Origin of the sequence: Methanothermobacter sp., assembly GCF_030055435.1 — an archaeon.
In the GTDB taxonomy this organism is placed as follows: domain Archaea; phylum Methanobacteriota; class Methanobacteria; order Methanobacteriales; family Methanothermobacteraceae; genus Methanothermobacter.
This window is the reverse complement of sequence record NZ_JASFYG010000004.1, coordinates 191659-205081: the sequence shown is the minus strand read 5'-3', so window position 1 is coordinate 205081 and position 13423 is coordinate 191659. Positions and strand designations below refer to the sequence as shown.

The following is a 13423-nucleotide window of genomic DNA, read 5'->3' as shown; positions in this document are numbered from 1 at the left end:
ATGGTTTTAACAGATTCAGAGATTGAATTCATAAGAAAAGAACTTGGGAGGGATCCTAATCCCCTCGAATACGGGATGCTGGATGTGATGTTCTCTGAGCACTGCTCATACAAGAGCAGCCGCCCGGTCCTCGGCCTCTTCCCAACCGAGGGTGAGGGGGTAATCATAGGCCCCGGTGATGACGCCGGTGTGGTTGAGGTCACCGATGAGCTGGCCATGGCCATTGGAATTGAGAGCCACAACCACCCATCTGCGATAGAACCATATGGGGGTGCAGGTACCGGTATAGGCGGGATTCTGAGGGATATAATCTCAATGGGCGCCATGCCCATAGCCCTCCTTGACTCACTTCGATTCGGATACCTTGAGGACCAGAAATCAAGGTACCTCTTTGAACATGTGGTTAAGGGTATATCCGACTACGGGAACCGTGTGGGGGTTCCAACCGTCGCAGGCGAGGTTGAATTTGATGATAACTTCCAGCTGAACCCCCTGGTGAATGTTATGTGCGCAGGCCTTGTGCGCAAGGATGAGATAAAACGGGGGATAGCCCCGCGGCCAGGCGATGTATTTCTCCTCATGGGGGGTAGAACAGGCAGGGATGGAATTCATGGCGTAACCTTCGCATCTGAGGAACTCACAAGTTCATCTGAACTGGAGGACCGACCAGCGGTTCAGGTCGGCGACCCCTTCACCAAGAAGATGGTGATGGAGGCAAGCTTTGAGATAATGGAGAAAATAGAGGTTTCAGGCGTGAAGGACCTCGGGGGCGGAGGTTTAACGTGCTGCATCTCTGAACTCGTGGCCAAGTGTGATAACGGTGCAAGGGTCAACCTGGAGGCGATACCTCTCAGAGAGGAGGGAATGACACCCTATGAGATAATGCTCTCAGAGTCGCAGGAGCGCATGATCTTTGTTCTCAGCCCTGACAGGGTTGATGAGGCAATGGAGATCTGCAGGAAATATGAGCTCCCAGCCGCGGTCATAGGGGAGGTTACAGATACCGGGAGGATGATCGTTGAAAGCGAAGGGAAAGTTATAGCGGACCTGCCAGCAAAGCTCCTCGCGGATCCACCTGTAATTGAAAGGGAGGCAAAAAAACCAGATCTACCTGAGGGGCAAGTGGAGGTCAAGCACCCCCCTCTCAATGAAGCGCTCCTTAAACTCCTTTCATCACCTAACATTGCAAGCAAGAGGTGGGTTTACCGCCAGTACGACCATGAGGTTCAGATAAGGACCGTTGTGAAACCTGGTGATGATGCAGCGGTCCTCAGGATCGACGATGAGACTGGAGTTGCACTCACCGTTGACTGCAACAGCATCCACACAAAGCTGGACCCATACGGTGGCGGCGCAGCCTCTGTTGGGGAGGCAATAAGGAACGTTGTTTCAATGGGCGCCTGGCCACTCTGCATAGTGGACTGCCTCAACTTCGGAAACCCGGAGAAACCGGAGGTTTTCTGGCAGTTCAGGGAATGTGTGAGGGGAATGGCTGACATGGCAGAGACCTTCAGCACGCCGGTAATAAGCGGTAACGTGAGCTTCTACAATGAAACCGAGGGGGTCACAGTGAACCCATCCCCCGTGGTTGGAGTCGCAGGGAGGCTACCACTTGATAGCATAAAGACAATGGACTTCAAGGCCGAGGGCGAGAAGATACTCGTCATCGGGGATACAAAACCTGAACTGGGCGCCTCAGAGTACCTCAGGACAGTTCATGGCATTGTTGATGGTAAGCCACCCGAAACAGATCTCAGGGCAGAATTTGACGCTGCAAACTCAGTCAGGAAGATGATTGAAAGATTCGGGGATCAGGTAACGGCAGTCCATGACTGTTCAGCAGGTGGTATAGGGGTTGCAGTCGCTGAGATGACCATAAAGTCTGGTATCGGGGCAACCATAGACACAGGGAAGATCCCTGGAAGCTTCAGTAACATCCATGAGGCCCTATTCGCTGAATCAAATGGAAGGTACATCCTAACCCTGACGGGATCCGTGGAGGAGATAATCCAGGAAATTGAAGTGCCCTGTGCTGTCATAGGAACCACTGGTGGTAGCACCCTGAAATTTGATGATGTGGCACTGGATGTATCTGAAATTTATGATGCCTACCATGGGGTTATTGAGGCATACATGTCCACATAGGTGTTTTTTTGAGGTACCGAAGGGAGTTCTTCAGGCAGATCATACATGCAGCAGGCATAGTGTTCGTGATCCTTGCAGGCTACCTTGGCTCCCTCCCCATGGTGGCCCTCTCCCTTGTAGCAGCACTCATGGGTGAGTTGATATTTCAGCTTGACAGGAGGTTCACCCTCCCCTTCTTCTCCTATGTTCTCAGGAGCTGCCGGAGGGATGATACCGAGAGGGGCTTCATCTACTACTTTCTGGGAATGGCCCTCACATATACCCTCTTTGGTTTTAACATTTCAGTGGCCAGTGCCTCAGTTATAATACTCACCCTGGGTGACTCACTCTCCACAATCATCGGCAGGGAGTATGGTTCACATCCCCTCCCCTTTAACCCTGATAAGAGCATTGAGGGTTCAGCAGCCTTCCTTTTAGCAGGGTTCCTGGGGGCCCTCTTTTTCCTTGACCCCATAACCGCACTCACAGGGGCTATTGCAGGCATGCTGGTGGAGGCCTACACCCCGGTTGAGGATAACATAACCATTCCCATCGGTGCCGGGGCTATGATGCTGCTCCTCGTCCACTGAACAGATTTTTTGTGAGGATTCAGAGTCTTATCACTTGATGAAACAACTCAGTAAGGGCTTTGTGGCAGGTTGATGGTGACAGTCAGAGTTTTATCCACCTGATGAGACAAGAGAATATGGTTTTTGTGAAGCTCAGAGTCTTATGACTCCCTCCCTCCGGAATGAGACAACTGAAGCCACAAAGAGGATTACAGATAAAAATGCCGCCGGTAACATGTCATATATGAGACCTGGATTTAGATATGGGCTCGATGATAGTTTGACCATTATGATGCTGGGTATGAAGCGTATTATGGGGTTGAGGATCCCCATATCCATGAAGAGGGGCACGAAGAGCAGGAATGTCGCAAAGAAGAGCACCACAGTGATGGCAGAGTTGGCCTCCTTTGTGCTGTCTGCAAGGATGGATATGAAGAGGCCAGTCCCTGTGAACCCCAGTCCCGTGAGGAACATTATGATGGACATTAGGGGGATATTGTAAACCGGCACCCCAAGGAGTATCACTATCCCGAGCCACAGGAGGCTCTGAATGAATGAAAAAATGAGTGCAGGGGTTATCTTACCTAGAATGATGCTGGTCTCGGATAGAGGGACCATCAGGAGGACCTCGAAGGTTTTTCTTTCCTTCTCGCCAACCACGCTGTCGGTTACAATGTTACTACCAAGGAAGAATGGGAGGAAAACCACGAAGGGTATTATGAACCCGTACATTATCTCCACAAAGTAGGAGCTTTCAACTGCAAGGGGAGCATACCTTTCCCTGTTAATGGGGATAATTTTAAGTTTAACGGGATTCTCAAGGGCTTTGACTGTGGATGCTGGAATACCTGCCTCCCTGAACTGTTTCTGCTCTGCGTACCAGGAGGCGGCACGCTGAAGCCTTTCGCTCATGATGGTGTAGAATGCACTGCCGGTGTCTGCTTCGATACGGACATCCCCACCGCTGGTGTAGACAATGGCTACCACCCCTGAACCCAGACTTTTCCTGGCATCAGTGAGGTCCTGGAATCTCGTAACACCCAGACCCTCCCTTTCAAGGCCCTCAATGAGCAGACGTTCATCCCCCACAACACCCACCTTGAGGAACCTGGAACCACCCCACTTTCCAATGAGCTCTGGATCCGCTGCAACTGAACTTACAACTGCAAGTCCATAGGCACCCAGTATTATTATGACCTGCACGAGGACAAGCAGCATGTAGATCCTGTTTGAGAATATGTCCCGTGCTTCCTTAACTGTAAGGGCCTTCAGTTTCATGGTCTCACCATCAACCTTAAAATACCGGGTCTTGGACCAAAAACCACATCATCCCTGCTGAATAATCTGACTGCAAGGCCATAGAAGAGGATGTTGAGTATGAGGATTGAGAAGAGGGGCGGTATGAGGTCAGCTGCATTCAGGTTAACTCCTGATATCAACTTTATTGTGAGGGTCATGGGTGAGAGGGATCCTGAGGAACCCGCCATGTAGGCGAGGGCCGGCACAATCAGGTATGCTGCTGCGATTATGTAGGCAAAGGTTATACCTATCCCTGCCTCACGGTAGTTCTTTGCATAGACCGATATGAGTGCCGTGAGCCCTATGATGGGTGTTGATGAGAGCACAACGGTTAGATAGGCACCTGCCGGGTTGCTTATCTGGAAACCGGCCGCCATTATGAGGATCAACCATACACCCACCTGCAAAGCCACCGTCGCGGCAACAGAGAGGCACTTCCCGATGATTATCTCAGAACGCCTTATGGGCATTGCAATAAGGGCTTCACCTGTTTTCCTCTCCTTTTCACCCACGATACTGTCCACCACGAGGTTTCCGAACAGGAAAACCGGGAGAAAGAGGAGAATGGAAACCATGACCCGTCTCACAAGCTGAAGTGGAAGGGCCTCACCCCTTGTCTCCTCACGGACCTCAGGTCTCGGCTTCGGGGTTTCAATGAGTTCCCTGGTTATAATGGTGGAGGCCCTTTCAACCGCGGCTTCCACCTCGTCCCTCACAACGGTCCTTCTTGGATCAGAATAGTCAAGGTAGAGTGTTGCATTCAGGGGGATGCCGGTGAAGTTATCGACCACGAGCCTGGATTCTGCACCCCCATGTATATAGAGGACGTCGGGGTTCAGCTGCCCGGAGATGATACCTGCGGGGTCGGTGACACTGAGCTCTGCAAAACCCCTGAGGGAGGGGGTGAATGTGCTTCCCTCGCCAATCATCTCAATGAAGCCACTGAACATGAATATGGTGAGTGAAAGTACCAATATCTGGAATATGAATATGAAGAGGAATTTACGGCTTCTGAATGTTCCCCTGAGTTCCCATTTTGTAACTGTTAGGAGATTCATCTAGGACCCCTTCAGGCTCTGTATGAACACGTCGTTCAGTGTTGCCTCCCGGGTGTTCACACTGAAGACAGTTCCAGGAATATTCTCTATAACCTCTGTTATGGATTCACGGCTACCAAGGGATAACCTGATGATTTTACCATCGATTTCAATGGATTTAACACCACTTACCTTCATAAGAGATTCTCTGCTGACCAGTGAGGGCTCTGAGACCTTAACTTCAAGTATCAGGTCCCCCCGGACCCTGGATTTGAGTTCATCAGGTGTTCCAATGTCGAGTATATGACCCCTGTTTATTATGGCAACCCTGTCACAGAGGTAGTCGGCCTCCTCCATGTAGTGGGTGCAGAGTATCATGGTCCTTGAGCCCTTCAGCTCCCTTATGAATTCCCTTATTGAGAATGCTGTCGCCGGGTCAAGGCCCATGGTGGGCTCATCGAATATTATGATTGGAGGGTCATGTATGAGGGCCCTTGCTATCCCGATCCTCTGCCGCATGCCCTTGGAGAATGTGTTTATGGGGTCCTCTGCACGTTCACTCATACCCACAAGTTCAAGTAACTCGTATATCCTATCATCCAGCACATCGCCGGGGACACCATAGAGTTCACCGAAGTACCTCAGGAGATCCGCAGCCCTGAAACGCTCATAGAGGTTGGGTTCCTCTGGAAGATAACCTATCATTGCTTTAACCCTGAGGGGGTCCCTGGTAACATCATAGCCACCCACATGGACCGTTCCAGAGTCAGGGTGCAGTATCCCTGCTATTATCCGTATTGCGGTGGTCTTACCGGCACCGTTGTGGCCGATTATGCCCATGAGTTCCCCTTCCCTCACACTGAAGCTGAGGTTATCAAGGGCCCTTATTCTTCCAAAGCTTTTAGAGACAGAGTCCACCTCTATCATGAAACCTCCACGAATCAAAGATTCTTTTCCAGCGGGAATTTATATCCCTTTTATATATTATAGTATAAACAGTACTTAAGCGGTGATGGTCACATGTTTCTATCAGAACTCATACCAGTGAGGGATGCATTCAGGATTCTTGATGAGAATCAGAGATCAACTGATACTGAAACCCTGGATCTGCTATATGCCCATAAAAGGGTTCTTGCGGAGGATTTAAAAGCCAGATTTGACTCCCCACCCTTTGACAGGTCAGCGATGGATGGATACGCGGTTAGGGCCGAGGACACATTCGGTTCCTCCCCTGAGAATCCATCAAGATTCACTGTCATCGACTCCATAGGGGCGGGGGATGTATCTGATGTGGATGTGGGTAGGGGGGAGGCTGTTAAAATCGCAACAGGAGCCCCCATACCCAGCGGAGCGGACGCTGTTGTCATGGAGGAATACACTGTCAGTTCAGGACCTGAGATCAGTGTTGTAAGACCGGTATTTCCTGGAGAGAACGTGGCACCGGCAGGCGAGGATTTCAGGGCAGGGGATACAGTTCTGAGTAAAGGAACCCTCCTAAGACCTGCAGAAATTGCCATGGCGGCATCGGCCGGTTACAGCCAGCTGAGGGTGTATAAAAGGCCCTCGGTAAAGGTGATAATAACAGGTAATGAACTCATGGAACCTTCAGCGGACCTTGAACCAGGCAAGATACCCAACTCAAACCTCTACACCCTCAAGGCCCTTGTAGAGAGTGCAGGTGGAGAGGCAGAGGTTATCCACGCCCCCGACGACATGGATATCATAGTGGATGAAATCAGAGGGGCAGTGAAGGAACATGATATGATCATAACAACCGGCGGAACAGCGGTGAGCCGTGGGGATGTGGTTGTGGATGCTGTGGACAGCCTTGGCGACGTACTATTCCATGGGGTGGCAATTAGACCAGGAAAACCTGTGGCGTTTGGAATTGTTGAAGGTAAACCTGTTTTCATGCTTTCAGGGTATCCTGTCGCTGCCATGGTGCAGTTCGATGTCCTTGCAAGGTATTATCTTCTCAGGATGCAGCACCTGGATTACAGTCACAGGACAGTGAAGGGGCGGTGTCTTGGCAAGGTTGCATCTGGACCCGGCAGGACGGAATACGTACGGGCAAGTGCAGACAACGGAATAGTTAAACCTGTCCAGAGCAGAGGTTCGGGTATAATAAGGTCAATGGTGGAGTCAAATGCCTACATAGTAATAGATGAGAACCTTGAGGGTATAGCTGAAGGTGAGGAGTGTGAGGTCCTCCTCTTTGATTCAATGACACTCTGAAACCATCCCAGCACATATGAATGGTAGCTTTTATATGAGCGCTTCAACAACCATTAAAACAGGTGTTATGTAATATGAATGCACTGTGGTTTTACGTCATCGCATTTATCCTGATATGGACACTCGCTGTTCTTTTCAGGGACAGGTTCAAGATTGAGATACAGGGACCCCTCCTCCTGCGGAGAACAAAGAGGATGAGGGGATTCATCGACAGCATCGCGTCAGGCCACCCAGGACTCTGGAGGTGGATACTGAATGCAGGCATCCCTGTGGCGTTCTTCTTCATGTTTTACATGCTCTACCTTATGGTGATGTCCCTTCAGAACATATTTGTGACTCCACAGGCATCACTCATCGTGCCGGGTGTTGACATACCAGGGTCACCGGTTTATGTGCCTCTGGGTTACGGTATAGTGGGCCTTGCCACGGTAATAGTGGTGCATGAATTCGCCCATGGGATACTTGCAAGGGTTGAGGGGGTCCGCATAAAATCCATTGGCCTCCTTCTTCTGGCAATACTTCCGGGTGCTTTCGTTGAACCTGATGAGGATGACATCAAGAAGGTGAGCCCTATTTCAAAGTTGAGGATATATGCCGCCGGGTCAGTGGCCAATCTCATACTTGCGGGTATATGCTTTGCACTCTTCTTTGGTATTTCAGCATATGCCATGCCCGCGGCCTTTCAGGCCGATGGTGTTCAGATAGATAGTGTGGTCCCTGGAAGTCCTGCAAGTGAGGTCCTCAAACCGGGCCTCGTTATTGAGAGCATAAATGGAATGCCAACCACAAACCTCACCACATATGGAATGGCCCTTAAGAGGATACGGGTGGGCGAGGTTATCACAATAGACACTGATCAGGGGACATTCAGGCTTAAGACAGGCAGAAACCCCAACAACTCAAGCAGGGCCTACATGGGTATCCGGACCAGCAACCACCTGCAGGTGAGGGAGTCTGTGGCATCTGTCTTTGGAGGCACCCTGCCATTTGCACTCACATACCTGGAGGAGCTCTTCTTCTGGATATTCTTCCTGAACTTCGCAGTGGGTACTGTGAACCTTCTGCCTGCCAAGCCCCTTGATGGAGGCCTCATGTTTGAGGAGCTCCTGCGCTACAGGTTACCGGAGAGGATTGTTAAACCGGCGGTCAGCTATGTCTCCATATTTGTTATACTCATCATAGCGGTGAGTATAATCTGGGGTACAGGGCGTGGTATCCTGATGATGTTCTGATAGCTGAGCTATACGCTGCCGACCGATGTTCTGATCAGCGCCTCTGGCAGCTGAAGCAGACATCGTCTTCCTTATCGGTCCTGTAGACCTTACCACAGCGGGGACACATAACCGTCCTCATGCCGCTCTCCCTGGCAGGGGGCTCATGGCACTGGCACCTTACCCCGACCATCTTTTTTGTCATGGATAAGGATATGTTGGTTCATCAGTGTATTTTTTTGGGTCAATGACCTGAGAAGGGTTTATGCACAATCTCACTGCCTTAAGACAGTAAGCCCATTAGATTTTTCAGTGACCCAGCTTTAAAAGAAATCCATCACTCTTCAGGGTTTAGTTTACCTTCTTTGAGCAGTTCTTTTTTAACCTTGGCCCAGATACCTTCTTTTCTGTAGAGATCCCTCAATTTTTCCCTATCAGGGAATGTTATTGCGTTTCCCTGGCAGAGGGTTGCGCAGGTGCTGCAACCGACAACGCACTTGTAGGGATGTGCAACCACAGGTCCTTCTTCTGTCCATCTGTAGACCTTCTGTCCACAGTTCATGCACATACCACATTTTACGCATTTTTCAAGGTCTATTGTGGGGTACCATTCTATTTTTTCACGTGGATATCCAGCAAACCATGGCATTTCCATCACCCAGATGTTTGATGAGTTCATTGAAACTCCCTATAAATCCACAACATTCCGGTCAGCTGTGTCTGACCTCTCAATGGATTTGGGGGTATCATAAGACTATATGTTATTCAATATATTTGAATTCATGGATGTATATTAAAATATACTTTATTATTATTAAAGCAAATTTTATATAAATCTTAATTCAACAATATTTGATTTAAAATAAAATTAAATGGAGGTGAAAAGATGAGAAGATCAGTGATTCCATTAATTCTGATCATTGCACTCATGTTTACAGGAGGTGTTTCAGCATCGGATAACAGCAGCAACACCACTGGGGACGTTATTGCAGAGAACTCATCCCACTACAACCTTCTGATACTGACCGGGTCAACATCCAGTACAAAGGCGATAGTGGAGGGGTATAAACTGGCAGGCCAGAACGGCTACAGATTCAACCTCTCAATGTTCACCAATGATGAACTCCTGAGAAACGACCCGCAGATCGATGCAGCAGCCATTGAGGCTGGCAGAAGGGCCGACGTGATACTTATACAGATGATAAGCAGTCCAAACACGGTTGCAAAGGTCAACCAGATCCTCAACGTCACATCAGCAAGAAGGATCATAGCCATAGGAACAGGGAACACCTTCAAGAGCTATCCCCAGATAGGCGAGGACAATGCAACTGTTAAGAATATATGGGACCAGGGGGGCCCTGAAAATTTCAGGAGGATGATGCTTCTCCTTCTGAGGGATGTGGGGATGAAGCTCAGAACAGGGGAGAACCTCACAGCAATTCCAGCCATAAAGTCCTTTGTCTACCATCCTGACTCAGCACAGCAGTTCACCAGCTGGGACCAGTACTATTCCTGGTATGTGCAGAGCGGACACTACAAGCCGGGAAAACCATGGATAGGTATCCTGACCTTTGACACCTACTACCGTGGAAGCGACATGAGGATGCACACGGCGATAGTTGATAGCCTCGAGCGCAAGGGCTACAATGTGATACTCGGGTTTGCAGCGGACACACCAACAAAGAGGAATGTCATAGAGAAGTTCTTCCTGGATGGCAACAGGACACCGAGAATAAGCGGCCTCATAACATGTATGGGTTTCAACCTCTACAACGGGGATCCGGTGAACTCCACCAGCATACTGAGGGAACTTGATGTGCCCGCACTTTCAGCGGTATATGCGTCAAACCTCAAAACATGGAACGAGAGCATATCAGGACTCTCATCCGAGGTCTACTGGCAGATAGCCCTGCCAGAGATTGATGGGAGAATAGAGCCAATCATGATCGGTGGCGGCGTAGAGATGGTTGACCCTCAGACAGGCCTGAGATACACATACTACGTACCCATACCCGACAGGATAGAGAGGCTCACAGAGAGAATGATCAACTGGGTGAAACTGAGGGAACTTTCAAACTCAGAGAAGAAGATAGCCCTCATCTACTACAACATAGGCGGTGGTAAGGATGGCATAAGTGCCAGCTACCTCAACGTACCAGAGAGCATAAGCACGATACTGAGGGCCATGAAGGCAGCGGGCTACACGGTGGATGAAAAGTCAACTGCAGAGGTAATCAGCATACTCCTTGGACCGGGCCTCAATGTGGGGTCATGGGCCCCAGGGGAACTTGCAAAGGTTGTGAAGGCAGGTGCAGTGACCATACCAGTATCAGAATACCTGGCATGGTTCAGCCTCCTTCCTGAAGCCCTCAGGAACAACATAACAGCAACCTGGGGGCCAGCACCAGGGAACGTGATGGTATACAATGGCAGCATCGTGATACCCGGCGTGATGCTTGGAAACGTATTCCTTGGACCACAGCCAATGCGCGGTTTTGGAGAGGACGCAGCTGACCTCATACACTCAACCACGCTCCCACCCCACCACCAGTACCTGGCATTCTACCTCTGGCTTCAGAAGAACTTCAATGCAGTTATACACCTCGGAACACACGGAACCCTTGAGTGGCTGCCAGGAAAATCCGTTGGACTCTCCTCACTTGACTGGCCAGACGTCATGATAGGTGATCTTCCCCACATCTATCCCTACATCGTCAACAACCCCGGTGAAGGAACACAGGCCAAGAGGCGGGGATATGCGGTGCTCATCAACCACAACATTCCACCCATGGTTGTGGGTGAACTCTACGGTGACCTGGCTGAACTCCAGCACAAGATCAACAGCTACCACTCATCAGAGGATCCCCAGCGTAAACTGATAATTGCAGAGGAGATAAAGAACCTCACGGTGAAACTGGACCTTCACAGGGAACTGAACCTTGACCTCAACGCATCCTTTGAGGAGGCCCTTGACAGGATTGAACACAGACTCGATGAACTTTCAGCAACACTGATACCCTACGGTCTGCATGTATTCGGAGAACCACTGAGCGGTCAGCTACTTGATGCAATGGTTGAGGCCATTGTGAGCTTTGACCCGGCGACACGTAACACCACAGAGTTCAGGAACGCCATAAGGGAGAAGCTGGCCAGTGACTGTGAGATCAGCAATCTCCTGAGGGCCCTTGAGGGCAGATTCGTTGAGCCGGGAAGAGGCGCCGACCCCATCAGGATACCTGATCTACTGCCGACAGGTAAGAACTCCTACTCCTTTGACCCCAGACTGGCACCGGATAGGGCTGCATGGGAGATCGGTAAGAAGATGGCCGATGATCTCATAGCAGACTACCTTGCAAAGAATGGCAGGTACCCTGAAACCGTTGGGGTTGTTCTCTGGGCCATTGAAACCATGAGGACCAATGGACAGACAATAGCCATGGTGCTGAGACTGATAGGTGCTGAGCCGGTATGGGATAAGTCAGGAAGGTTCACAGGGATCAACGTGACCCCCCTTGCAACCCTGGGAAGGCCAAGGATCGATGTCATTGTAACCATCAGCGGGCTCTTTAGGGATACCTTTGCCTACAGTATAGACAGGATGGACGAGGCAATAAGGCTTGTGATGAAACTGGATGAACCGGTGAACCAGAACTATCTCAGAAAACACTACCTTCAGGATCTCACAAATTACACCGCCAGGGGCCTGCCAATGGCAGATACACTTGCAGGGGCAAGGATATTCGGCAGCGCACCTGGAAGTTACGGTACAGGGATACCTGCTGTTGTGGAGTCCACTGCCAAGTGGAACAACCAGTCACAGCTCGTTGAAACCTACCTTAACCACATGGGATTCATCTATGGAAAGGACTTATACGCCATTGATGCAAAGGATGTCTTCATGAAGCAGCTATCAAATCTAGATGCAACCGTGCAGGTGAGGGACAGTGTTTACGGGGTCCTGGACAACGATGATGTCTACCAGTACCTTGGAGGGCTCACAATGGCTGCAAGGGCAATGTCAGGTAAGAATGTTGCATCCTACATTGCCAACACAAGGTTCACCCCGAGGATTGAGACACTCTCAGATTTTCTTGCAGCTGAACTGAGGACAAGGACCTACAACCCCAAATGGATTGAGGGAATGCTCAGCCAGGGATTCTCAGGGGGGCATCAGATCTCAAAGGAGATAGGACACCTCTTCGGGTGGAGCGCAGTTACACCTGAACTTGTACAGGACTGGATGTGGCAGAGGGTCGCTGAGACCTATGTCCTTGATTCCTCTGTGAGGGACAGGTTCAGGAGTGTTCAGCCCTACTCGTATGCTTCCACCGTGGCATGGCTTCTTGAGGCCAGCAGGAGGGGCCTGTGGAGGGCTGATTCAGCAACGCTTCAGAGGCTTGCAGATGAGTATATCTCGGCGGTCAATGAGTATGGTGTTGTCTGCTGTCACCATACCTGTGCCAACATCGTCTTCAATGAGTGGGTTGTGAAGCTCTCCTCCCTTAACCAGGCTGCCCTGAGGAAGTTTGCAAGTGCAATGGCCGCAGCCACAGGCAAATCCATTGATGTGCCTGGATCTGATACGGGGTCTGATATCTCCACAGGAACAGATAGCGATGGCAATGGCGCCGGAGAGACCGGTGCACCGTCATCAGGTTCAGTAGGTGGAAGATCAGGTTCCGCACCCAGTGTGACTGCCAGTTCTGGTGAGTCATCTGAGGCCAGTGAGGTTTCACAGTCAGAACCTGCCGGTGAGTCAGGTAAGGCCTATGAGGTTGCTGCTTCAAGTCAGAGCGGTTCAGCAAGCACCCAGACACCGCTCTATGCTCTTGCTGGTATCATAGGAATTGTATGCCTCCTTGGAGCAGGATACTTCTATCAGGGAAGAAATTAAATCCCTAATTTTTATTTTTTTATTGTCCTATTTTCACCCCCATGGAACCCATTT

10 protein-coding genes are annotated in these 13423 nt (G+C 50.2%); 5 read left to right on the top strand and 5 right to left on the bottom strand.

Going from position 1 to position 13423, the window contains the following annotated elements; genetic code table 11:
* Together purL and QFX30_RS06305 are read left to right on the top strand one after the other, a co-directional pair.
* On the top strand, positions 1-2145 hold the full coding sequence (gene purL / locus QFX30_RS06310) for a phosphoribosylformylglycinamidine synthase subunit PurL (protein WP_300489718.1): 2145 nt from the start codon (positions 1-3) through the stop codon (positions 2143-2145).
* An 8-nt stretch (positions 2146-2153) separates the two neighbouring features.
* Positions 2154-2714 carry a diacylglycerol/polyprenol kinase family protein gene (locus QFX30_RS06305; RefSeq protein ID WP_300489716.1) on the top strand — a complete coding sequence of 187 codons (561 nt, stop codon included), beginning with the start codon at positions 2154-2156 and terminating at the stop codon, positions 2712-2714.
* Between the two features lie 132 nt (positions 2715-2846).
* Here the strand turns inward: QFX30_RS06305 and QFX30_RS06300 are convergent, their stop codons facing one another.
* From QFX30_RS06300 to QFX30_RS06290, 3 genes are read right to left on the bottom strand one after another with little or no spacing between them, the layout of a single operon-like run.
* The gene (locus QFX30_RS06300; RefSeq protein ID WP_300489714.1) at positions 2847-3971 is read right to left on the bottom strand and encodes an ABC transporter permease; all 1125 of its coding nucleotides are present in this window, start codon (positions 3969-3971) and stop codon (positions 2847-2849) included.
* Positions 3968-5050, bottom strand: coding sequence for an ABC transporter permease (locus tag QFX30_RS06295; RefSeq protein WP_300489711.1), 1083 nt, complete (start codon positions 5048-5050; stop codon positions 3968-3970). Before QFX30_RS06295 ends, QFX30_RS06300 begins: the two co-directional genes overlap by 4 nt.
* A complete protein-coding gene (locus QFX30_RS06290) occupies positions 5051-5956 on the bottom strand; it encodes an ABC transporter ATP-binding protein (RefSeq protein ID WP_300477612.1) in 906 nt (301 codons plus the stop codon).
* 93 nt (positions 5957-6049) lie between these two features.
* Between QFX30_RS06290 and glp the strand changes: the two genes are divergently transcribed.
* Positions 6050-7264, top strand: coding sequence for a gephyrin-like molybdotransferase Glp (gene glp / locus QFX30_RS06285; RefSeq protein ID WP_300489708.1), 1215 nt, complete (start codon positions 6050-6052; stop codon positions 7262-7264).
* Between the two features lie 74 nt (positions 7265-7338).
* Positions 7339-8496 (top strand): site-2 protease family protein, encoded by a 1158-nt coding sequence (locus QFX30_RS06280; protein WP_300489705.1) that lies wholly within the window; start codon positions 7339-7341, stop codon positions 8494-8496.
* 34 nt (positions 8497-8530) lie between these two features.
* Here the strand turns inward: QFX30_RS06280 and QFX30_RS06275 are convergent, their stop codons facing one another.
* Positions 8531-8680, bottom strand: a complete 150-nt coding sequence (locus tag QFX30_RS06275) for a hypothetical protein (RefSeq protein ID WP_300477616.1) — start codon at positions 8678-8680, stop codon at positions 8531-8533.
* Between the two features lie 132 nt (positions 8681-8812).
* Positions 8813-9124, bottom strand: coding sequence for a ferredoxin family protein (locus QFX30_RS06270; RefSeq protein WP_300489702.1), 312 nt, complete (start codon positions 9122-9124; stop codon positions 8813-8815).
* Positions 9125-9361: 237 nt separating this feature from the next.
* Here QFX30_RS06270 and QFX30_RS06265 point away from each other — a divergent pair, with 237 nt between their 5' ends.
* Positions 9362-13369 carry a cobaltochelatase subunit CobN gene (locus tag QFX30_RS06265; protein WP_300489699.1) on the top strand — a complete coding sequence of 1336 codons (4008 nt, stop codon included), beginning with the start codon at positions 9362-9364 and terminating at the stop codon, positions 13367-13369.
* The last annotated feature ends 54 nt before the right edge of the window (positions 13370-13423 follow it).